This is a genomic window from Thalassospira alkalitolerans (genome assembly GCF_002115745.1).
GTDB classification, from domain to species: Bacteria; Pseudomonadota; Alphaproteobacteria; order Rhodospirillales; family Thalassospiraceae; genus Thalassospira; species Thalassospira alkalitolerans.
Genome location: NZ_JFKB01000010.1, coordinates 93,936 through 115,595 on the forward strand (window position 1 = coordinate 93,936; position 21,660 = coordinate 115,595).

Annotated in this window: 19 protein-coding genes; 12 read left to right on the forward strand and 7 right to left on the reverse strand. The window is 52.8% G+C overall.

What is annotated here, in order from left to right:
* Nucleotides 1-71: 71 nt before the first annotated feature.
* The 3 genes from TALK_RS15055 to TALK_RS15065 are packed head-to-tail and all read left to right on the forward strand — an operon-like array spanning nt 72 to nt 2,967.
* The gene (locus tag TALK_RS15055) at nt 72-1,121 is read left to right on the forward strand and encodes a TRAP transporter substrate-binding protein (RefSeq protein ID WP_139833851.1); all 1,050 of its coding nucleotides are present in this window, start codon (nt 72-74) and stop codon (nt 1,119-1,121) included.
* On the forward strand, nt 1,118-1,654 hold the full coding sequence (locus tag TALK_RS15060) for a TRAP transporter small permease (RefSeq protein ID WP_085619967.1): 537 nt from the start codon (nt 1,118-1,120) through the stop codon (nt 1,652-1,654). The genes TALK_RS15055 and TALK_RS15060 overlap by 4 nt, the downstream gene beginning before the upstream one ends.
* Nucleotides 1,654-2,967 carry a TRAP transporter large permease gene (locus tag TALK_RS15065; protein ID WP_085619968.1) on the forward strand — a complete coding sequence of 438 codons (1,314 nt, stop codon included), beginning with the start codon at nt 1,654-1,656 and terminating at the stop codon, nt 2,965-2,967. The genes TALK_RS15060 and TALK_RS15065 overlap by 1 nt, the downstream gene beginning before the upstream one ends.
* A gap of 82 nt (nt 2,968-3,049) precedes the next feature.
* Here TALK_RS15065 and hppD read toward each other — a convergent pair whose 3' ends face one another.
* Nucleotides 3,050-4,162 (reverse strand): 4-hydroxyphenylpyruvate dioxygenase, encoded by a 1,113-nt coding sequence (hppD, locus tag TALK_RS15070; RefSeq protein ID WP_085619969.1) that lies wholly within the window; start codon nt 4,160-4,162, stop codon nt 3,050-3,052.
* 140 nt (nt 4,163-4,302) lie between these two features.
* Here hppD and TALK_RS15075 point away from each other — a divergent pair, with 140 nt between their 5' ends.
* The gene (locus tag TALK_RS15075; protein ID WP_085619970.1) at nt 4,303-4,773 is read left to right on the forward strand and encodes an Lrp/AsnC family transcriptional regulator; all 471 of its coding nucleotides are present in this window, start codon (nt 4,303-4,305) and stop codon (nt 4,771-4,773) included.
* Here TALK_RS15075 and TALK_RS15080 read toward each other — a convergent pair.
* The 6 genes from TALK_RS15080 to TALK_RS15105 form a co-directional block, all read right to left on the reverse strand.
* Entirely contained in the window at nt 4,735-6,096 is a 1,362-nt protein-coding gene (locus TALK_RS15080; protein WP_085619971.1) for a beta-propeller fold lactonase family protein, read from the reverse strand. The genes TALK_RS15075 and TALK_RS15080 overlap by 39 nt on opposite strands.
* A 552-nt stretch (nt 6,097-6,648) precedes the next feature.
* Nucleotides 6,649-7,401, reverse strand: a complete 753-nt coding sequence (locus TALK_RS15085; protein ID WP_085619972.1) for an ABC transporter ATP-binding protein — start codon at nt 7,399-7,401, stop codon at nt 6,649-6,651.
* Nucleotides 7,398-8,159, reverse strand: a complete 762-nt coding sequence (locus TALK_RS15090) for an ABC transporter ATP-binding protein (protein ID WP_085619973.1) — start codon at nt 8,157-8,159, stop codon at nt 7,398-7,400. The genes TALK_RS15085 and TALK_RS15090 overlap by 4 nt, the downstream gene beginning before the upstream one ends.
* Before the next feature lie 3 nt (nt 8,160-8,162).
* Entirely contained in the window at nt 8,163-9,326 is a 1,164-nt protein-coding gene (locus tag TALK_RS15095) for a branched-chain amino acid ABC transporter permease (protein ID WP_085619974.1), read from the reverse strand.
* 1 nt (nt 9,327) lies between these two features.
* A complete protein-coding gene (locus TALK_RS15100) occupies nt 9,328-10,344 on the reverse strand; it encodes a branched-chain amino acid ABC transporter permease (protein WP_085619975.1) in 1,017 nt (338 codons plus the stop codon).
* Nucleotides 10,345-10,478: 134 nt separating this feature from the next.
* Nucleotides 10,479-11,840: an ABC transporter substrate-binding protein gene (locus tag TALK_RS15105; RefSeq protein ID WP_085619976.1), complete on the reverse strand. Its 1,362-nt coding sequence runs from the start codon at nt 11,838-11,840 to the stop codon at nt 10,479-10,481.
* Nucleotides 11,841-12,040: 200 nt separating this feature from the next.
* On the opposite strand from TALK_RS15105, the gene TALK_RS15110 reads away from it, so the two are divergent.
* From TALK_RS15110 to TALK_RS15145, 8 genes are all read left to right on the forward strand, one after another.
* Nucleotides 12,041-13,606, forward strand: a complete 1,566-nt coding sequence (locus TALK_RS15110) for a helix-turn-helix domain-containing protein (protein ID WP_085619977.1) — start codon at nt 12,041-12,043, stop codon at nt 13,604-13,606.
* Between the two features lie 119 nt (nt 13,607-13,725).
* Nucleotides 13,726-14,109, forward strand: a complete 384-nt coding sequence (locus TALK_RS15115) for a response regulator (protein WP_245829944.1) — start codon at nt 13,726-13,728, stop codon at nt 14,107-14,109.
* A gap of 23 nt (nt 14,110-14,132) precedes the next feature.
* Entirely contained in the window at nt 14,133-14,357 is a 225-nt protein-coding gene (locus TALK_RS15120; protein WP_085619978.1) for a hypothetical protein, read from the forward strand.
* A 2-nt stretch (nt 14,358-14,359) separates the two neighbouring features.
* Complete coding sequence (locus tag TALK_RS15125) at nt 14,360-17,080, forward strand: sensor histidine kinase (RefSeq protein WP_085619979.1); 2,721 nt, start codon at nt 14,360-14,362, stop codon at nt 17,078-17,080.
* Nucleotides 17,081-17,298: 218 nt separating this feature from the next.
* On the forward strand, nt 17,299-17,760 hold the full coding sequence (locus TALK_RS15130; protein ID WP_085619980.1) for a (2Fe-2S)-binding protein: 462 nt from the start codon (nt 17,299-17,301) through the stop codon (nt 17,758-17,760).
* A 3-nt stretch (nt 17,761-17,763) separates the two neighbouring features.
* Nucleotides 17,764-19,929 (forward strand): xanthine dehydrogenase family protein molybdopterin-binding subunit, encoded by a 2,166-nt coding sequence (locus tag TALK_RS15135; RefSeq protein WP_085619981.1) that lies wholly within the window; start codon nt 17,764-17,766, stop codon nt 19,927-19,929.
* A gap of 71 nt (nt 19,930-20,000) precedes the next feature.
* Nucleotides 20,001-20,996 carry an XdhC family protein gene (locus TALK_RS15140; protein ID WP_085619982.1) on the forward strand — a complete coding sequence of 332 codons (996 nt, stop codon included), beginning with the start codon at nt 20,001-20,003 and terminating at the stop codon, nt 20,994-20,996.
* Nucleotides 20,996-21,628, forward strand: coding sequence for a nucleotidyltransferase family protein (locus tag TALK_RS15145; protein WP_245829946.1), 633 nt, complete (start codon nt 20,996-20,998; stop codon nt 21,626-21,628). The genes TALK_RS15140 and TALK_RS15145 overlap by 1 nt, the downstream gene beginning before the upstream one ends.
* Nucleotides 21,629-21,660: the final 32 nt, after the last annotated feature.

Here is a 21,660-nt window from a genome sequence, read left to right on the forward strand (position 1 = left end):
AGGGCATCCTTGGCCCCGAACCAAACGTCAAACCAATGATCAAAAAAAACAGGGAGAGGAACGTGAAATCCATGAAATTTCGTAAAACGCTAATAGGCCTTTTGGCCGGAGCAACAATTCTGACAAGTGCGGGCATTGCCCAAGCTGCCGAGATCACCCTTAAAGTCAGTCATTATCTGCCACCAAGCCACGGCTTCCAGAAAGACTTCCTTGAAAACTGGGGCAAGGAACTTTCGGAAAAGACCAATGGCAAGGTTGAAGTCAAAGTCTTTGACGCAACATCCGCCTTTGGCAAGATCGACCGCCAAGCCGATCAGGTCCGGGCTGGTGTGATGGACATGGCTGTTGGTCTGAACGGCATCCCGCGCGACCGTTATCCGGCCGCCTCGGTTATTGAAATGCCATTCCTTGTGAAATATGCCGATTCCGGGTCCGAAACCCTGTGGCAACTTTACAAAGAAGGCCTTCTGGGCAGTGATTATAACGACTTCAAAGTGCTTGGCTTGTTCACCCACGAAGGCGGCCTGATCCATACGCTTGATACGCCGGTTCGTTCGCTCGAAGACCTTAAAGGCCTTCGCCTCAGAACGCCAAGCCCGGCGGTTTCGGCAATGCTTGAATCCTTTGGTGCGTCGCCGGTTGGCCTGCCACCCTCGGCCATTTATGAAAACCTGCAAAAGGGTAATATCGAAGGTCTGGTAACGACCTGGGATCTGGTTAATGCGGTAAAAGCCAACGAACTTTTGAAATATCATACCGATGCAGCGGCCTATACCGCCGGGTTCTATTTCGTGATGAACCAGAAGAAATACGACAGCCTGCCCGAAGATGTCCGTGCCGCAATTGACGAAATTTCCGGCGATACGCTGGTTGGAAAATTCGGTGACTGGTGGAACAAATGGGAAGCAGCTGGCAAAGCCAATGCCCAAAAGCATGGCAATGAAATCATCGAAATCGACGATGCGACCCGCGCAAAATGGCAGGCATCTGTCCAGCCAATGATTGCAGAATACCTTGCCGGTCTGAAGGACAAAGGCGTTACCGATCCCGAAGCGATTTACAAACGCGCACAGGAATTGGTCGCCGAATTTGACGCCAAATATCACGCTGGCGACAAATGACCCAACGGGCTGAAAAATCGGATGGATCGCGGCTTTATGCCGCGGTTCACCAGCTTGACCGATTTATGAACAGACTGACCGACATTCTGGCATTTATCGGAATGGCGGCCCTGATCGGGGCAATCGGCATTGTAGTTGTCGATATTATCTGGCGGCGGATTGGCGGGCAATCATTGGTCGGCGCGGTTGATCTGACACAGTTCTGCGTGATGGCAGCAGCATCATGGGCGATCCCCTATGCCTTTAGCGCACATGCCCATGTCACCGTCGATTTGATCGGCAAGAATCATTTCCGCGCCGTTTTCAGGATCATAGATACATTGATACCGGCTTTATGCGCCGGATTGATGGCATTCTTGCTGTATCTGTCCTGGGGGCGGGCCATGGAACAATGGAATTACGGTGATGTTTCGCAGAATCTTGCGATCCCGATGATCCTGTTCTGGGGTTTCCTGCTGAGCGGCATGGCCATATCAATGCTGGTCTGTCTGGTCCATTTTCTTAAATTGCTTCTTACAAACGAGAACATCTGATGGCGACAGAATGGGCAGGATTAATCGGGTTTGTTGCCGCCTTGGCGCTGGCCCTGCTGCGTGTGCCGGTCGCAGTTGCAATGGCGGTTGTCGGCATTGGCGGAACCCTACTTTTAACCGATTGGATGTCAGCAAGCTATGTGATGGCCAGCCTGCCGTTCGAAGCAATCTTTCCCTATGGCCTTTCGGTTGTCCCACTGTTCATTTTCATGGGGGTCTTTGCGTCCCATTCCGGCCTGTCGGGCAATCTGTTTCGCGGGATTACCGCCTTTTCCGGGCACCGACCGGGCGGATTGGCCGCATCTAGTATCGGGGCAAGTGCTGTATTTGGGGCGATTTGCGGATCGTCACTGGCAACTTGCGCCACCATGGGGCGCGTTGCACTTCCTGAAATGCGCGAACGTGGATATGCAAAAAGTCTGGCCGGGGCATCGATTGCTGCGGGCGGGACGTTGGGCGTTCTGATCCCGCCATCGATCCTTCTTGTGATCTATGCCTTGATGACCGAACAATCGATTGGCGCCCTGTTTGCCGGGGCAATGATCCCGGGGCTTTTGGCGACAGTACTTTATATCACGTCCATTCGCCTGCAGGTCATGCGCAACCCGTCACTGGCCCCGGTCAGCGACTATGTGCCTTGGTCCAAACGCTGGGGGGCGTTGCTGCGCATGTGGGACGCCATTGTTTTGATCGTGCTGGTCATCGGTGGCATTTATGCCGGGCTGTTTTCCCCGACAGAGGCCGCCGCCGTTGGGGCCGGTGGTGCACTTTTGTTTGCCTTCCTTCGCAAACGGCTGAGCTGGTCTGTTTTGCGGAGCGGCATTCGCGAAACGGCAGGCATGACCGGGATGATCTTCCTGATTCTGATCGGGGCGTCACTTTTCAACTTTTTCATCGAAACCAGTGGCCTGACCCAAACACTCGTCGACTGGATTACCACCCGTGGCTATTCACCGCTTACGGTGCTTATCGCCCTTTTGGTGTTTTATGTCGTACTTGGATGTTTCATGGACAGCCTGTCGATGATCCTGCTGACTGTGGTGCCGGCATTCAATGTCATTACAGGGGTTGGATATGATCCGGTATGGTTCGGTGTCGTTTTGGTATCGGTCGTTGAAATCGGCTTAATTACCCCACCGATCGGGATGAACCTGTTTATCATTCAGGGCGTATCATCGGACATGACAATCACCACCCTGTCGCGTGGTATTTTGCCATTTTTGGCTGCCGATTTTATACGTTTAATTCTGATGGTTGCCATTCCCGGTCTGGTACTTTGGCTGCCGCATCTTTTGGGGTTTGGTGCTTACTGACCATCATAAACAGGCCCAGCTCAAACAGCCCGGAACAGCATCATCTGTTCCGGGCTGTTTTGCTCGCCAATTGCGTCAACCGCTATTCGGCGGCATCGACTTTCAACACACCCCGGCGAATCTGGTCTTCTTCGATGCTTTCAAACAGCGCACGGAAATTACCTTCACCAAAGCCTTCATCGCCTTTACGCTGGATAAACTCGAAAAATATCGGGCCGATCACCGTTTTGGAGAATATCTGAAGCAGAATCTTGGTCATGCCACCGTCAACAACGCCTTCGCCATCGATCAAAATGCCATGCCTTTTCATCCGCTCAATCGGTTCATCATGCCCATGAACACGGTCGCGGGATTTTTCATAATAGGTATCAGGTGGGCCGGGCATAAATTTCAAATCATTGGCGGCAAGCTTGTCCGTGGCATCATAGATGCCATCGGTACCGACCGCGATATGCTGAATGCCTTCGCCGTTATATTTGCGTAAGTATTCCTCGATCTGACTTTTATCGTCAGTCGACTCATTTAACGGGATACGGATTTTACCGCATGGTGATGTAATAGCCCGACTGACCAACCCCGTGATTTTACCGGCGATGTCAAAGAAATGGATTTGTTTGAAATTGAACAGATCACGATAGAAATCCCACCATTTATCCATATTGCCGCGATAAACGTTGTGGGTCAGGTGATCCAGATAATAGAAACCAACGCCTTCGGGCCTCGGATCGCGTTCACCCAACCAATCGAATTCCGCGTCATAGGCCGAACCTGTTTCGCCGTAAGTATCAATGAAATACAAAAGTGACCCGCCAATACCGACAACCGCAGGAACATCAAGAACCTTGTCATTGCCAAGATAAGGTTCTGCGCCCTTGGACACGGCATGATCAAAAGCATGTTTGGCATCAACAACACGCCACGCCATCGACGGCGCACAAGGGCCGTGCTGTGCAACAAACCGCATGCCGTGTGACCCGGTTTCCGCATTCAGGACATAGTTGATATCCCCCTGACGCCAGATCGTGATATTTTTCAGTTTGTGTTTCGCGACCGGGACATATCCCATGCGCGTAAACAGAATTTCAAGTTTCCCGGCTTCTTCATGGGCAAACTCGACAAATTCGAAACCATCCGTTCCGGCGGGGTTATCGGCGGTGATGGTGGCACGGGGGGCGTCATGCGGGAACGGTCCCATCGAAGTCTCCTTGATCCGAATTAGAACAATTATTGTTATGTTCCATGTTGCGCCAAACCGGGCGCAATGTGCGTGCATTCAAGGTTGATTTCCCGTAACTCATACACATATCATGCAACAAATAATCAAATGGTGCATGAATGACGCAATTGGACAAACTTGATCTGAAATTGCTTGCGGAATTACAGCGTGATGGACGACTGACCAATAATGATTTGTCCGAACGCATCGCTTTGTCACCGTCGCAATGCTCGCGCCGCCGCGCCCGGCTAGAGGCCGATGGCTTCATCCGTGGATACCGTGCCGATATCGACCGTCAAAAGATGGGGCTTGGCCTGATGGTGGTGATTTCGGTGACACTTGCAACGCATAACCGTGACAACGCCAAACGGTTTTCCGATTTACTGGCGAATTTGCCCGAAGTTCTGGAAGCTTATTCACTAACCGGAGAAATGGATTATCACCTGAAGGTGGTGACCAAAGACTTGGCCGCGCTATCGCATTTCGTCAACGAGGTTTTGCTACCGCACGATTCAGTGCAGCATGTCAAAACATCGATTGTTTTGAACGTCCTAAAAGACTTTGAAGGGCTCGCCATCAAAGCGCATTAACGTTGCGCCCAGTTCGGCCAAACGACGCGTTCCTTCGGCCAAATCAAACACCGCCAGCAACCCGTTCTGATAATCGACCAATATCAGCGACCGGCCATCCGGGGTCACGGCAATATTACGCACCCCGCCACCAGAACTATCGCCCTGACCCGGACTTCCCAATGCGCGACCAAAGATCAGATTTCCATTTTTGGGATCGCGATGCCACAAATCGATCAGATCGCCCCCACGCCCCGATACAAACACCCGATCCCCGCCCGCCGAAATCGCCACACCAAAGGCCCCGCCGGTCACCCGGCCATTGCGCAGGCGATCTTCGCTGCCACGGTCAAACACAAGTTTTCCGGATGCAGCGTCGCGATGGAAAACACATAAATCCCCGCGCCCATGCCCAACGACCAACACGGACAGGCCGTCAGACGACACCGCAACATCCTCGGTCCCTTCAAGGCCGCGCACATCATCAACCCCGTCTTCCAGCAATTGCGAAAGATGGAAAGTATCACCGGTCAATGACCGCTCGAACACACCAAGCACGGTGCCGTTATAGGCCGTCACATAAAACCCGTTGCCATCGGGGGCAAACGCCACGCTTTGCGGAATACGCAACCCTTCACACTTTTCCAGCTCGGACTTTAACGACTGCGAAAAGGTAAACCTTCCGCTTGTCTGGTCGCGGTTAAAGACTAACAGATTGGCTTCAAGGAACTCTGTCACGCCGACCAGCAACTGATTGCCATCTGGCGAAAAGCAAAGATTAAACGGTTCCTGCAATCCGACGGCATTGCCCTGTTCGTCTGAAATTCTATATTCCGGATCAAGTGCGCCGCTGCTTTGATCGCGCCGGAAAAACACCAAGGCATCATGCCAGCGATCCGCAACCACGACGGAATTTCCATCGGGCGAAACAGCGACACCATGGGGTTCACGCATCCGGTCAATCCCGGCATCATCATGATGCAAAACATCCATCAAACGGATTGATCCCGATGCCGGATCACGATCAAAGATTAAAAGAGCAGATGCCTGGCCGGACGTCACATATATTGATCGTCCGTCCGATGAAATCGCCAAACCATTAGCCCCGTCAAGATCGGGAATGCTGTGGGACGAAAAGTTCTGAACCGAATGGTCGGAGTGATGTGTATCCAAAAGAGCCGCACGGTTACGTTCCGCAACATGATCACGCAAACGAAGGCGCGCCTGTTCGTCACCTTCGATATCGCCGGCCTCAAAAACCTCTGCTTCGCGTTCGCACCAATCCAACGACCGCCGATAGGCCGATGCAATCAGTTTATGAGACTTGCTTAATGAATGTGCCATGACGCCTTGCGTCCTTCTGCCCAATCATGTCGCCCCCATATGAAAGGATACGCCCACAGACCCCGTAATAGAATCTGTCCTGACCGATCATTATATTGCGCTGTTTTCAATATTTTAGGCATGGGCACCCGCATAGTCGACGACCGAATATTCAAGCAACCAGCGTTCGTAATCGCGATTGACCGATAAATCAACACATGCTCGTTTTTTTGCGTTTTGTCGCACTCAATCATGCGCCGACAGGCATTAATTTTGCCCAAACCAAACCAACCGCGCAAAACATAATCGCCCATCAATGCCCCCAAGACTTGAAGCAAGCGTCAAATGTCCCAAATCCGTCGTTTTTGATTTTTTCTTTAATTTAGAACATCATGATATGACCATCACGCCATGTCAATTTTTGAACGTGCCATCCCACCCAGTAATGGCACGTTTTAGCCCTCTGTCACGAAAAATTATAAAAAAGACCGCGCACATGGCGCGGCCTTTTCCAACCCCGGTATACCCTTACCAGTGATGCTGGGATTCCCCCCCCCAATTAAATGGAAACCGTCAGATTGCCAGATACTGATCACGCAGTTCTGCATCATCAAGAACGGCCTGTGCCGTTCCATCAAACACAATCTGGCCGCTATCCATGATAATCGCGCGATCGGCAAGCTTAAGTGCCGCAATCGCGTTTTGTTCAACAATGATGGTGGTGATACCAAGCTTCTTGACGTTTTGAAGCGTCTTTTCAATTTCCTGAACAATGACGGGCGCCAACCCCTCGTAAGGTTCATCAAGAAGTAGCAATTTGATATCGCGTGCCAATGCCCGCCCGATTGCCAGCATCTGTTGCTCGCCCCCGGAAAGGGTTATGGCTTCTTGTTCGGCGCGTTCACCAAGACGCGGGAACAATTCGTAAATACGCTGGATCGACCAGCCAAGTGGTTCGGAAATCTGGGCCAATTCCAGATTCTGCTGCACAGTCATTCCCGGAATAATCCGGCGATCTTCGGGCACCAACTGCAAACCAAGACGCGCGGCCTGCCATGCCTTCATCGTATGAAGCGGCTTGTGATCAAGCCAGATTTCACCGTGTTTGAGCTCCGGATCATCCATCCGCGCAAGCGCGCGAAGCGTTGATGTTTTACCCGCACCATTACGCCCCAAAAGGGCAAGAATTTCACCCTCGCGAATATTAAAGCTAACACCCTGAACGATATAGCTTTCGCCATAATAGGCGTGCAGATCATAGACCGAGAAAAAGGCCGGATCGCCGCCCTGTCTGGTAACCGGTTTGGTTGTCGGGACTGCGTTCATATGGTTTCCCCTCCGAGATAGGCTTCCTTGACCTTGGGATCATTCCGCACCTCTTCGGGTGTTCCTTCGGCAATGATGGCGCCCTGCGCCAGAACGCTGATGCGATCGGCCAGACTGAACACAACATGCATGTCATGTTCGATAATCACCTTGGTCATACCGCGTGCCTTGATCCGTTTCAGCAGATCAATCGTGCGATTGGTGTCATGACGTGACATGCCTGCCGTTGGCTCATCCAACAGGAAAAGCTTTGGCTGCTGACTAAGGCACATCGCCAGTTCAAGACGGCGTTTATCGCCGCGTGACATAGATCCAGCAAGGTGATCCTTGTGTTCAATCAACCCGACGTCTTCAAGCATATGTTCTGCCTGATCGAGAATATCACGCTCAGAAAACAGACTTTTCAAAAAGCTAAGATTGAACTCGCCATCACGCTTGGCCAAAGCCGGTACCATCACGTTCTGTAATAGGGACAGTTCCGGAAAAATCTCTGGCGTCTGAAAAACACGCGCAACACCAAGCTGATTGATTTCATAGGGTTGCTTGCCGGTCAGAACCTCATCGCCAAGCAACACCCGGCCACGGTTTGGTGCAAGTCGCCCGACAATCACGTTAAGCAGCGTCGATTTCCCGGCCCCGTTCGGGCCGATAATGGCATGAACGGTGCCTTTCTTGACCCGAAGGTTAATATCGGACAGCGCCCGAAGGCCGCCGAAATTCTTGTCGACGTCAGTGACATCAAGAATGTAGTCGGACATCGATCAGACCTCCCTTGTCGAAGGTTGTTGTTCTTTTTCATCTTTATCAAGCGACTTCGAACGATTGCGAACCAACCGCCACAGCCGCGTGATGCCTTCCATTACGCCACCGGGCAGGAAGATCACAATCAGCATAAAGACCAGCCCCAGCGTCAGGTGCCAGCCTTCGCCAACAAACAGACCGACAATCGAGGCAAACACATGCGCCAGCCAATCTGGCAGGAAAGAAAACGCATTCAGCAGAACCTGATCGTTAAAGGCCGAGAAGATGTTTTCGAAATACTTGATGATCCCGGCGCCAAGAAGCGGCCCGATCAGCGTGCCCGCACCGCCAAGAATGGTGATCAGGACAACTTCGCCCGATGCCGTCCATTGCATGCGTTCAGCCCCAGCCAGCGGATCGGTTACCGCCAGCAACGAACCGGCCAACCCGGCATACATGCCCGAGATAACAAAAGCCGTCATCAAATAGGGGCGCGTATTGTAGCCAGTGTAATTCATGCGGTTCTGGTTCGATTTTATCGCACGGAGCTTCAGACCGAAAGGCGACCGGAAAATACGCAGATAGATAAAGAACGACACAATCAACAGAGCAGCACAGATATAAAACCCGGAATAACCGGTACCTTCGATACCAAACAAATTGGGTGTTGGCAGGCTTGTGGTTGCTTCGATCCCCGACATACGGTCAAGAACACGGGCATCCCCCTGGGTCAGTTGCAAACCGGTTTCACCATTGGTGATCGGCGTCAGAACTGAATAGGCCAGATTGTAGGACATCTGTGCGAAAGCCAGTGTCAGGATAGAGAAGTAAATTCCCGAACGACGCAAGGACACAAAGCCGATCAAAAGAGCAAACAGCCCGGAAAGAATGACAGCGAAAATCATCGCCGGGATGACATTCATCGACAACAGTTTGAAACACCAAACAGCGGTATAGGAACCAACCCCCAGAAACGCCGCATGGCCAAAGGATAGATAGCCCGTCAGGCCAAACAGAATGTTATATCCAATGGCAAAAATGCCAAAGATCATGAATTTCTGCATCAGATCAGGATAGGCCGCGCCGAAAGGCTGTAACCAGAGCGGCATGGTCAGGACCACTGCTGAAAGTACCAGCATGTAAATCAGGTCCTGTTTGGGCGAAGCAATTTGAGTATTTGACATATCAGCTCTCCATCACGCCCCGTCGACCCATCAGACCGCGCGGACGGGTCAATAGAATCACAACGGCAACGAGGTAGATGATGATCTGGTCAATGCCCGGAAAGATGTCTTTCACTTCGGTCATCGACGAGAAGGATTGCAAAATGCCAAGCAGGAAGCCTGCAAGCACCGCACCGGGAAGGGACCCCATGCCGCCAACAACGACGACGACGAAGGACAGAACCAGGAAGTCCATACCCAAATGATAATCGGGTGGCAGTACGGGTGTGTACATCACACCTGCCAGCCCCGCGACCACGGCAGCCATACCAAACACAATGGTAAAGCGGCGTTCGATATTGATGCCAAGCAGTTCGACTGTTTCACGATCAGCCATACCCGCGCGCACCACCATCCCATAGGTCGTGAAATGCAGGAATGAGAACACCAGACCGATGATAATCGCCGAGAACAACAGATAAATCAGACGCCACCAAGGATAAACCACAGATTCCCCAAGGCCAAACCACGCCCCGATATTGGCGGAACCAGCAACAATTTCCGGCGCCCCCTGCGGGATCGGATTGGCCCCAAAAAAGGTCCTCATCAGTTCCTGAACAACAATGGCAAGGCCAAAGGTGACAAGAATCTGTTCTGCATGCGACCGCTTGTAAAAATGGCGGATCAGCAGGCGTTCCATGGCAACCCCCAGCAACAACATCACCGGAATAGCCAAAATGATTGAAAACGGTACAGACCAGTCAATGATCGCCTTACCGGTATCGCCAAACCAAACTTCAAGGTAAGGCGTTTCCTTGTAGGCATCAAAAAATGTAACGGATTCGTCTTTGACACGAACCGAAATTGTCAGGATTTTTTCCAGCGTCACCGCACAAAAGGCGCCGACCATAAAGATGGCACCATGAGCAAAGTTCACCACGCCAAGCGTGCCAAACACCAGAGTCAAACCAAGGGCAATCAGCGCATAGGCGCCGCCCTTGTCCAGACCATTCAGGATTTGAAGAAATAAAGCGTCCATTGATTATCCGCCGCGTGTTCAAAAGGACTTAACGAACAAAGAGCCAAAGCACCTGTGAGGAACAAGTGCTGGTCAGGGCAGTTGGGCCGACCGTCAAATGACAGTCGGCCCAGCCTGTTACGTTGTGAAGGGGATCAGACCTTGTACGGGCCGAGTTCCCCACCGAACATATCGGCCGGATATTCGACCTGTGCGCGCGGAACCTCTTTGACCACTTCGAGAAGGTCAAAGTTGGACTGCGGGTTTTCTTTACCACGCACAACCAAAACATCCTTGAAGCACTGGTGATCTTCGGCACGATAAAGGGTCGGGCCGTTGCCCGCGCCATCGAACTCGAAACCTTCAAGTTGCTTGATGACTTCCCATGGTGCGAAAGTACCAGCCATTTCGCAGGCATTTGCATACAGCAATGTCTGAACATAGCAGGTGTGAGCGGCCTGTGACGGCGGGAAGCCGTATTCCTGACCGAACGATTTCACAAAGGCCTGCGACCCGGCATCCTGCAGCGACCAATGCCAGTTCGTGGTACCCAGAATGCCTTTGGCAGCATCACCGGCACCCTGTGCCATCAGGCGCGAATACAGCGGAACAACGATTTCGAAGTTCTTGCCGTTTACTTGCTTGTCGCGCAGACCAAACTGAACAGCCTGTGTCAGCGAGTTGACCATATCCTTGCCATAGTGGTTCAGGATCAGGACATCTGCGCCAGAGTTCAGCACCGGCGTGATATATTGCGAGAAGTCACCCGCACCAACCGGAGTACGGACGGTATTAACGGTTTCCCAACCGATATTCTCGGTTGCGGCTTTGATCGATTCTTCCTGAGTCCAACCCCAAGTGTAATCGGCCGTCAGGTGATATGCACGACGATCCGTGCCGTATTCTTCCTTCAGGATCGGCGCAATCGCCTGACCGGACATATAAGCGTTAAAGAAATGGCGGAAACCATAACGCTTTTTGTCCTTACCCGTGGTGTCGTTGGAATGCGTCAGACCGGCCATGAAGATCACGCCCATTTCCTGACACAGACCCTGAACAGCCACAGCCACACCCGACGACGAACCGCCGGTGATCATTGCAACATTGTCTTTTTCGATCATGCGCTTGGCCGAAGCACGTGCTGCATCGGATTTGGTCTGGGTATCGCCGGTCACGAATTCGACCTTTTTACCCAGAACGCCGTTCCCCTTAAGCTCCAGCGGCTTGATGGTATTAAGCATACCGCCATCGCCTTCACCGTTAAGGTGTTTTACAGCCAGTTGATAGGCACGCAATTCATCAGCACCTTCATCAGCATACGGGCCCGACTGCGGCACGTTAAAACCGAATTTGACACTGCCTGAGCTACCCGGATCGCCCCGGAAAGTCTGGGCGTGGGCGTCTTTGATGAAATGCATCGGGATCGATGCGCCAATCAGCGCCGCACCGGTTGTCGCAGCCGTTCCTTTAAGGACCGTACGACGGGATACATTTCGAGCGTTCTTGGTCTCCGACATGGATTTCCTCCCCAATGTCTTGGGATGCGTTTCAGAAAAATCTGAGGTCGCGTTTTTGGTTAATGTTTTTCTCGACCTGTCATAACAATGGGGATCAATTGAAAATGAATCAATATGTTATTGAATAAGAAGGGTTTTTTTGTAAATATATGGATGGACGAACTGAAAATTTGTAAATTTTGTCAAGAAAAGGGCGCGCTATGTCTCGCCAGGCACCCATCGGACATCGCATTCGCGGACGGCGAAAAGACATCGGGCTAACGCAAAATGCCCTGGCCAAGGCGGCTGGTATTTCGCCATCCTATCTGAACCTGATCGAGCACAATCGTCGCGCAATTGGCGGCGCACTTCTTTTGCGCCTGGCGGGTGTTCTTGAAATTCAACCCCATGCTCTGTCCGGTTCCGAAGAAAGCCGATTGCTTGCCGACCTTGGCGAAGCCGCGACGGACCCCGTTTTTCGTGAAACACCACTGGCCCAGCGCGATTTTCCGGCAATGATCGCCGCCGCACCGGGCATGATTTCAGCCTTTCTTACGCTTTACCGGGCGTATCGCAGCGGGCTTGAGGAAATAAATAATCTGTCCGAACGGCTTAGCCACGATCCATTCCTGGCCGAGGCCAGCCATTCGATCCTGACGCGGATTACATCAATCCGCACGGTCGCCGAGATTTTTGACGATTATGATGATCTTCCGGCAGAACAGCGTGCGCGGTTTAACGCAACACTGGTGCGTGAATCACAGCGACTGGCCGAATCCGCGACCGAAATTTTCAACTTTCTGGAACGCGGTGATGCTGGTCGCCCGGCCGCAAGCCCGGCCGAAGAAGTTGATGATCTTCTGTATGACAACGCCAACCATTTTCCGACGCTTGAAGAGCGCGCTGAAAATATGCGCACTGCAATCGATCCGACAGGCGGTCTGTTCCTGACCGATTTGATCAAACATCTGGAACGTCGCCACAGCATTAAAGTGGATCGCCTGCCGCCTGAAGATTTATCCGTAACAGGCTTTGACTGGAACCGGGAAACCGCAACATTGCGGTTTTCGCGCGCCATGCCGATCACATCGGCTCGCTTTCAGGCCGCCCGCATGATTTGCCGCCTTGAAGGCGAAGACGCGGTCAATGACGTTCTGAATCGCGCCAATCTTGGTACGGATGCCGCGCGCCTTCGGGCTGGCGACGCACTGATGTCCTATTTTGCCGCCGCCATGTTGTTTCCCTATGACGATTTCCGGGCCGAGGCGCAAACGCTTCGACATGATATCGAACTGTTGCAACAACGTTTTGCCGCCAGCTGGGAACAAATTTGCCACCGCCTGACAACGTTGCGCCGACCAGGGAATGAAGGCATTCCGTTCCATTTCATGCGCACCGATATCGCAGGCAATATTTCCAAACGTTTCTCGGCATCGGGTTTGCAATTGCCGCGTTACAGTGGCGCCTGCCCACGCTGGGTCGTACACGAAGCCTATCTGACCCCAGAACGGGTCATCCCACAATTTGTCCGTCTGCCCGATGACAGTGAATACCTGTTTATCGCACGTGCTGTTCGAACCGGCCGCGGGGGTTACCGCGTGCCACAATCGGTTCATTCTGTCATGATTGGTTGCGACACCGCCTTTGCCCGTGACATCGTTTATGCTGACGGGTTGCCACTTGATACCCCGCAAGCCGCCGTTCCGGTTGGTATTGGATGTCGGCAATGCCCGCGTGCCGATTGCCTGCAACGTGCCTATGCCGCATCTGATACGACAAACCCATAGCCGCCCAAAAACCACCTAACCGATTGCGTTAGCCATACCACCCCAAAGTAGCATTAAATCTCGTTCAATAACCGGTTAGGATCACATATATAATAATTCGAATATTGGGGAGAACGTCTGTGACCGAGAGACCAAGGGTCCTGATTGCCGAGGACGAGGAGACAATTGTCGAATCCCTTAGCTTTCTGATGGAAAAGGAAGGCTATGAGGTTAGCGTTGCAACCGATGGCCAGACCGCGATTGCCATGATCGCCCGCGACCTGCCCGATATGGTTTTGCTTGATGTTATGATGCCCGGCTGCGACGGCTTTGAAGTTGTACGTGCAGTCCGCGACAATCCGCAAACCCGTCCGATTCCGATCATGATGCTGACGGCAAAAACCCGCGAGGTTGATCGCCGCAAGGGACTTGAACTTGGCGTCGATGACTTTGTCACCAAACCTTTTTCCACCCGCGATGTGGTTTCACGCGTCAAGGCCATGCTGGCTGGTGAACGAAACTGAACACATAAGGCGGGAAACGGCCAATGACCCCACCCCGAAAACTGACCGAACGCGCCTTTACCCTTGCCCTTGTTGCGTTCTTTGCCTGGATCCCCCCACTGGTCGGGGTTTTCTCGCTTAAGGGCAGCATTTTCGGGTTGCCGATCCTGTTTATCTATTTCTTTGCCGGTTGGGCATTTCTGATTGGCTGTTGCGCCCTGATTAACCGTGCCCTTCGTCATAGTATCCAGACCGAGGAAACGGATTAGCCATGCTATCATCCGAACTCGTCATTACGGTTTCACTGGCCTATGTCGGATTGCTGTATGCGATTGCCTGGTGGGGGGACAAACGCGCACGCGATGGCCGATCCTGGGTACGCAACCCAACCGTTTATACCCTGTCGATTGCGGTTTATTGCACATCATGGACATTTTACGGAGCCGTCGGATCGGCTGCGCGAAACGGACTTGAATATCTGACAATCTATCTAGGCCCGACGGTGATCTTTCTGGGCTGGTGGTTTTTGCTGCGCAAAATGCTGCGTATTTCCAAGGCGCATCGCATCACCTCCATCGCCGATTTCATTTCATCACGCTACGGCAAAAGCACGCAATTATCGATGCTGGTCACCCTGATTACCGTGATCGGCACAACGCCCTATATTGCGCTTCAACTCAAAGCAATCGCCACCAGCTATACGGTTCTGACCGTCTGGGGCAATGCCATGGCCGCCCCCATCCAAAATCAGGTCCACATTTTTGGCGATAGCGGCTTTTGGGCAGCACTTGGTCTTGCCCTGTTTGGCATTTTGTTTGGCACGCGTTTTATCGATGCCGATGAACATCACGAAGGCATGGTTGCCGCCATTGCGTTCGAAAGCCTGGTCAAGATGTTCGCGCTTCTGGCCGTGGGCATTTTTGTCTGCTTCTTCATGTATGCCGGGATTGGCGATCTGTTTGAACAGGCAGCATCAAACCCGCAAACAGCCCCGCTTTTGCAATTGCCGGAAAATGGCAGTGCGCGCTGGATGACATTAATGATGCTCTCCATGGCCGCCATTTTGACATTGCCACGCCAGTTTCAGGTCATCATTGTCGAAAATGTCGATGAACGCCATCTGGCAACCGCAAGCTGGGCCTTCCCGCTTTATCTTCTGGCGATGAACCTGTTTGTCTTGCCAATTGCACTGACCGGACTTGGTGTTTTGCCAAGCTGGGCTGATCCCGACTTTTTCGTAATCTCAGTCCCCCTGTTCGAAGGGCATTCGCTTTTGGCACTGGTAGCCTATGTCGGTGGATTATCGGCCAGCACCAGCATGGTGATTGTGGCGACCATTGCGCTTTCGACCATGGTTTGTAACGACCTTGTCGTGCCTGCCTTGTTGCGCATTCGCTGGTTGCGGGTCACAGAACGTGATGATTTGACCGGGCTTCTGATTTTCATCCGACGCGCATCGATTGTTCTGGTCGTGTTTATGGGCTTTGCCTATTACAGATCTGCCGGGGCCAGTGATGCGCTGGCGGAAATCGGCCTGATTTCCTTTGCCTCAACGGCACAATTCATTCCGATCATGATTGGCGGATTATATTGGAAGGGCGGCACCAAAACCGGCGCGCAAGTTGGCCTTGTGATCGGCTTTGTCATCTGGGCCTATACGCTTTTGCTACCGTCACTTGCCGATAGTGGCTGGATGGACCCGGGATTAATCGAACATGGCGCATTTGGCCATCCGTGGCTGCGGCCTGAAAGCTTGTTCGGACTAACGGGGTTTGAGCCGCTAACCCATGCGCTGATCTGGTCAATTACGCTTAACACCGCGACCTATGTTTTGATCAGCTTGTTTACATCCCCCAGCGCGCTTGAACGTATTCAGGCCACCCTGTTTGTCGATGCCTTTTTACGCAAAGGTCAGGAAACCGTGATCTGGCGGTCATCGGCAACGATTGATGACCTGTATGAACTGGTCGAACGGTTTCTGGGCCGTGAACGTGCCTTTCATTCGTTTCGCGATTTTGGCTGGACCCGTGGAACTCCCTGGCGGGGCAAGGGCGAAGCCAATACCGATATGATTGCCTTTACCGAACGATTACTTGCTGGCTCCATCGGGGCGGCATCCGCACGTGTGATGGTATCTTCGGTCGCAAAGGGGGAAATGGTCAGCCTTGATGAAGTCCTTGAGATCCTTGAGGAAACATCACATGTGATCGAATATTCCCAAAGTCTTGAACAGAAATCCCATGAACTTGAACGCGCCGCATCGGAATTGCGCGCCGCAAATAACCGGCTTAAGGAACTGGACCGGCTTAAAGATGAATTTCTGACCATGGTCAGCCATGAATTTCGCACCCCGCTGACCTCGATCCGGTCCTTTTCGGAAATTCTGGTCGATACACCCGAACTTGATCCCGAACGCGCCGAACATTTCATGAGCATCATCGTGCGTGAAAGCGAACGCCTGACGCGATTGATTGATGATCACCTTGATCTGGCGCGACTTGAAGCCGGTCATTCCGACTGGCGCCCGGAAAATATCGATCCACGGTCGGTCCTTAATGAAAGTGTCGAGGCGATCAAAGGCCTGCTCGACAACAAGGGCGTCACGCTTGATCTTGATCTGACACCTGAAACGGTGACCCTGCATGTTGACCGGGATCGTTTGACGCAGGTCTTTATCAATCTGTTGTCAAACGCAGCCAAATTTTCGGCGATTGATGATCCTCACGTAAAAGTCCGCGGCGAGGTGATGGATGGCGGTTACCTTGTATCGATCAGCGATAATGGCAACGGCATCGCCAAGGATGAACAGGCGGTGATCTTTGACAAATTTGCCCGCGGCGGAAAATACCCCGACGACAAACCCCGCCCGTCGGGGTCCGGCCTTGGCCTTGCGATTGCCAAACATGTTGTTGAACATTGCAAAGGCAAAATCTGGGTTGAAAGTCAGGAAGGTCACGGCGCAACATTCCGAGTTTTTATCCCCGCAGGATAACCCGCTGATGCGTTTGAAAAATGCCACATAGACACCCGGCTCTTTTTTATACACCTCCCCTTAATTCCGTTCATTTTTGCCCCACATAAGCACTGCGAACCGTTGATATGATGCCCCCGCAAAATGGCATCACATCTGCGCCGGGGGTGCGTTTACCCATCGGTTACCCCCGGACATCGGAAGATAAATCATAATTTATCGAGAGAGATGAGGCGGCCATGCAGTATCAGCTAAAAATAAACGGAGAATCCCGCACCATTGACGCAGAACCCGGCACCCCGCTTTTGTGGGTTCTGCGTGATGGATTGGAACTTACCGGCACCAAATTTGGATGTGGTGTTGCGTATTGCGGTGCTTGCACCGTGCATATTGACGGCGAACCGACCCGATCCTGCCAGACCTTTGTCGAGGATGCCGTCGATAGTGAAATTACCACCATTGAAGGCGCAAAAGACAAAATCGCCCAGGCCGTTCAGGCCGCTTGGCAGGAAAAAGACGTCGTTCAATGTGGCTGGTGTCAGTCAGGACAGATCATGTCGGCCATTGGCCTTCTAAGCGAAAACCCGAAACCGACGGACGCGGAAATCAAGGATTACATGCAGGGCAATGCGTGCCGCTGTGCCACCTATGTCCGCATTAACGAAGCCATCAAGCTGGCATCTGAAAAGCTGGAGGCATAAGTCATGAATATCAATGTTTCCCGTCGTGGATTTCTTATGGGCTCGGCCGCAGGTACGGCCGCCCTTTTGGTCGGTGTCAATGCCAATGGCGTACTTGCCGCGGGCAGTGTTGCTGCTGCAACTGACCTTAATCCGTTTGTCAAAATCGATGCTGACGGCACCGTAACAGTCATTATCAAACACTTTGAAATGGGTCAGGGAACAACAACTGGCCTGACGACGCTGGTCGCCGAGGAACTTGATGCCGACTGGAGCACAGTTCAAACAGCCTTCGCCCCGGCCGACAATGAACGATATTCTAACCTGTTCTTCCATGCGCAGGGGACTGGTGGCTCGACGTCCATTGCAAATTCCTTCATGCAGTATCGCGAAGCCGGTGCTGCTGCACGCGACCTTCTGGTTCGTGCGGCCGCCCAAAGCTGGGATGTGGATGCCAGCAGCATTGCCGTTGACAACGGCATACTGACATCCGGTGGCAATTCCGGCCACTTTGGCGAATTTATCGCGATTGCGGCAACCCTTGAAGCCGTTGAAAAACCAACCGTGAAAACCCCGGATCAGTTCAAGCTGATTGGCAGCGACAAACTTCATCGCAAGGACAATTCCGGCAAGACCAACGGCACGGCAATGTTCGCTATGGATGTCAATCTGCCGGGCATGATCTATGCTGCAATCATGCGCAGCCCGAAATTCGGGGGCACGGTCGTTTCTTTTGACGATAGTGCCGCCAAAGACGTTGGCGGCTTCATTGCTGCGCAAGTTTTGCCAAACAAAGCCGGCGTTGTGGCATTTGGCAAAAACACCTGGGCGGCCTTTCAGTCCCGTGATGCCCTATCTGTACAATGGGACTTCAGCCAAGCCGAAACACGCAGTACCGACACCATGATTGCCGATCACAAGGCGTTGCTTGATGCGCCACAGTTCGACGCCAATCACGAAGTACCGCTGGCATCCCTTGAGCCGGTTCTGGCCCGTGCCGCCAAAACCATTGATGCGGAGTTTACCTTCCCGTTCCTGGCCCATGCCCCGCTGGAATCGGAAAACTGCGTCATCGAACCGACAAAAAATGGTGTCCGCGTTCATGATGGGTGCCAATTCCCGACCTTTACCCGGCCAATGGTTGCAGCGGCACTTGAACTAGACCCTTCACAAGTCGAAATCAGAACACTTTATGCAGGCGGATCATTTGGTCGCCGGGCCAATGCAACATCGGACTACAACACAGAAGCTGCCATGGCTTTTGCCGTTTCCGGTCGGAAAGTTCCGGTCAAACTTATTTGGAGCCGCGAAGACGATATTCGCGGCGGCTATTACCGACCAATGTCGGCACATCGTGCCAAAATCGGCCTGGATGCCGATGGCAAGATCACCGGTTGGGATCACCGTATTGCAATCAAGTCCATCGTAAAAGGTACGCCCTTTGCCGGTATGGTTCAGGGCGATATCGATCCGACCTCTGTCGAAGGAGTGTCAGAAAGCCTGTATAACGTACCGAATTTCGGCGTGGGTCTTAGCGATTTTCAAACCCCTGTTCCAATCAACTGGTGGCGTTCAGTCGGGCATACCCATACCGGCTTTGTTATGGAAACCCTGATGGATATGCTGGCGACCGAAACAGATCAGGATCCTATCGAAATGCGCCTTGCGATGCTGGACCCGGCGGGTGCCAATCAGGCTCGCATGATCGAAGCCATCAAACAGGTGCGTGAGATTTCCGGATGGAAGAAAGGCGACAAACGCGGCTTTGCATCACACTTCTCGTTCAACACCTGTGTTGCAGTTGTTGCTGATGTCACCGTCGAAGACACCAGTGTGCATGTAAACAAGCTGTTTATGGCGGTTGAGTGCGGGGTTGCCGTTAACCCTGATGTCATTCGTGCCCAGATGGAAGGCGGTGCCGGTTACGCGCTAAGTGCCATCTTCCGCAACGAAATCACCCTGACCGACGGGGAAGTCGATCAATCCAACTTCCCCGATTACGAACTGCTTCGAAATCATGAAATGCCTGCCATCGAAGTGGCAATTGTTCAATCGAACAATGCCCCTACCGGCGTTGGCGAGCCGGGCGTCCCCCCGACCGCCCCGGCTGTTGCCAACGCCATCTTTGCCAAAACCGGAAAGCGGATCACGGATCTTCCGATGACCAAAGCCGGTTTCGACTTCGTGTAAGGCATGTTGTCCGGGGGACATTTAGGGTCCCCACCCGTCCCCCGGACAGCCCCTTTGGGCAGGAGAAGATCATGAGCAACCAATTATCGGCAATGCTGCGCGCCTGGCGCGATGGCAAACAAAACACCGAATGGGTTCTGGGCACGGTATATCGCACCGAAGGATCGGCCTATCGCAAGGCCGGGGCGATGATGCTGATCAATGGACAGGGACAGCAATTTGGCCTGCTAAGCGGCGGCTGTCTTGAAGCCGACATTATCCGCAATGCACGGCGCGCGATGGTCACCGGCAAAACCGTGATGCTGGTCTATGATGGCAATGACGAAGACGATCTGTCGTTCCGGCTGGGTGTCGGATGCGGCGGCAAGGTCTTTATCATGCTGCAACCCCTTGATCAGAAAAACGACCTTGGTCTTTCAGATTTGTCCAAGGCCCTGACCGAACGTCAAAGCGGTTTGTATTTCCAAAAAATCGGCGATATCGCCGGATATTTCAAACGTGCCGACCACACCGTGCAGCGCAGCGCCCATATCGAAAACCGTTCGGATGGTGACTGGCTTGTCACCCCGATTGTGCCCGAACCGCATATCCTGATTGTCGGTGGTGGTCTTGATGCCCGCCCGGTCGTCAACATCGCCCATGAAATGGGCTGGAAAACCACACTGGTTGATCCGCGCGTGGCAAATGCACGACCGGAACATTTCCCCAAGGCCGATATGATCCTGCGCAAGATTGACAGATCACTTGCTGGTCATGTGGCGCAGCATCGTGTTGATGCGGCAATCTTGATGTCACACAGCATCGGAATTGATGCCGATGCGCTATGCGCGCTGCACAATAGCCGGCTGCGTCATCTGTCCATGTTGGGGCCACGACATCGCTTTGCTGATGTCCTTGATCGTGCGGGTTTGTCTGAACATGCACTTTCCTTCCCGGTAGCAAGTCCGGCTGGCATTGATATCGGAGGCCAATTGCCCGAAAGCATCGCGCTTTCGATGTTGTCGGGTATTCATGCGGCCCTTTACAAATACAATGTGGCCCCCGCACTTGCACAGGCAGCCGAATAATGAAGATTGCCGGATTGATCCTTGCGGCGGGTGAAAGCACCCGATTTGGCGGGCGCAAACAACTGGCCAAAATTGATGGCAAACCAATGCTTGGTCATGCCATCGATCAGCTTTCCCCGATTTTTGGTGATGACCTTTTTGTTGTTCTGGGGGCCTTTCGCGATGAAATCACGTCCATCATTGGCGATCAGGCCAAAATCATTGCCAATGACAATTGGCAATTTGGCATGGGATCATCAATTGCCTGTGGCATTGCCGGTATCTGCGCAAACGGCACCTATGACGGGGTCATGATTGCGCTGGGCGATCAGGTCGGCCTTCAAGGCCGCGATTATAAAAAACTGATAAGTGCGTTCAATGGCAGCCACATCATCGCATCGCGCTATAACGAGATGAACGGTGTTCCCGCCGCATTCCCGGCCACCTGTTTTCCCGAACTTGCCATGCTGGGCAGTCACCGCGGCGCACAGCAACTTTTAAACAGTGGCAGTCACGACATCAGTGCAATTGCGATGCCCAATGCCGCCCTTGATATCGATACACGCGACGATCTGAAACAGTTGATCGGTCTTGATCTCGGACCCGGTCCGATATGGGCTGACCCGCCGCTGTTTTTAGGGCAATCTGAATAACGGATCGACATCGCGGCAACCGGAAAACCATC

What these genes read in the sequence shown, in the direction of transcription:
- TALK_RS15135 (WP_085619981.1), top strand. Translation starts at nt 17,764, where the DNA reads ATGAATATCAATGTTTCCCGTCGTGGATTTCTTATGGGCTCGGCCGCA.
- TALK_RS15095 (WP_085619974.1), bottom strand. Translation starts at nt 9,326, where the DNA reads ATGTCAAATACTCAAATTGCTTCGCCCAAACAGGACCTGATTTACATG.
- TALK_RS15055 (WP_139833851.1), top strand. Translation starts at nt 72, where the DNA reads ATGAAATTTCGTAAAACGCTAATAGGCCTTTTGGCCGGAGCAACAATT.
- TALK_RS15065 (WP_085619968.1), top strand. Translation starts at nt 1,654, where the DNA reads ATGGCGACAGAATGGGCAGGATTAATCGGGTTTGTTGCCGCCTTGGCG.
- TALK_RS15130 (WP_085619980.1), top strand. Translation starts at nt 17,299, where the DNA reads ATGCAGTATCAGCTAAAAATAAACGGAGAATCCCGCACCATTGACGCA.
- TALK_RS15090 (WP_085619973.1), bottom strand. Translation starts at nt 8,159, where the DNA reads ATGTCCGACTACATTCTTGATGTCACTGACGTCGACAAGAATTTCGGC.
- TALK_RS15125 (WP_085619979.1), top strand. Translation starts at nt 14,360, where the DNA reads ATGCTATCATCCGAACTCGTCATTACGGTTTCACTGGCCTATGTCGGA.
- TALK_RS15085 (WP_085619972.1), bottom strand. Translation starts at nt 7,401, where the DNA reads ATGAACGCAGTCCCGACAACCAAACCGGTTACCAGACAGGGCGGCGAT.
- TALK_RS15120 (WP_085619978.1), top strand. Translation starts at nt 14,133, where the DNA reads ATGACCCCACCCCGAAAACTGACCGAACGCGCCTTTACCCTTGCCCTT.
- TALK_RS15060 (WP_085619967.1), top strand. Translation starts at nt 1,118, where the DNA reads ATGACCCAACGGGCTGAAAAATCGGATGGATCGCGGCTTTATGCCGCG.
- TALK_RS15100 (WP_085619975.1), bottom strand. Translation starts at nt 10,344, where the DNA reads ATGGACGCTTTATTTCTTCAAATCCTGAATGGTCTGGACAAGGGCGGC.
- TALK_RS15080 (WP_085619971.1), bottom strand. Translation starts at nt 6,096, where the DNA reads ATGGCACATTCATTAAGCAAGTCTCATAAACTGATTGCATCGGCCTAT.
- TALK_RS15110 (WP_085619977.1), top strand. Translation starts at nt 12,041, where the DNA reads ATGTCTCGCCAGGCACCCATCGGACATCGCATTCGCGGACGGCGAAAA.
- TALK_RS15145 (WP_245829946.1), top strand. Translation starts at nt 20,996, where the DNA reads ATGAAGATTGCCGGATTGATCCTTGCGGCGGGTGAAAGCACCCGATTT.
- TALK_RS15140 (WP_085619982.1), top strand. Translation starts at nt 20,001, where the DNA reads ATGAGCAACCAATTATCGGCAATGCTGCGCGCCTGGCGCGATGGCAAA.
- hppD (WP_085619969.1), bottom strand. Translation starts at nt 4,162, where the DNA reads ATGGGACCGTTCCCGCATGACGCCCCCCGTGCCACCATCACCGCCGAT.
- TALK_RS15075 (WP_085619970.1), top strand. Translation starts at nt 4,303, where the DNA reads ATGACGCAATTGGACAAACTTGATCTGAAATTGCTTGCGGAATTACAG.
- TALK_RS15105 (WP_085619976.1), bottom strand. Translation starts at nt 11,840, where the DNA reads ATGTCGGAGACCAAGAACGCTCGAAATGTATCCCGTCGTACGGTCCTT.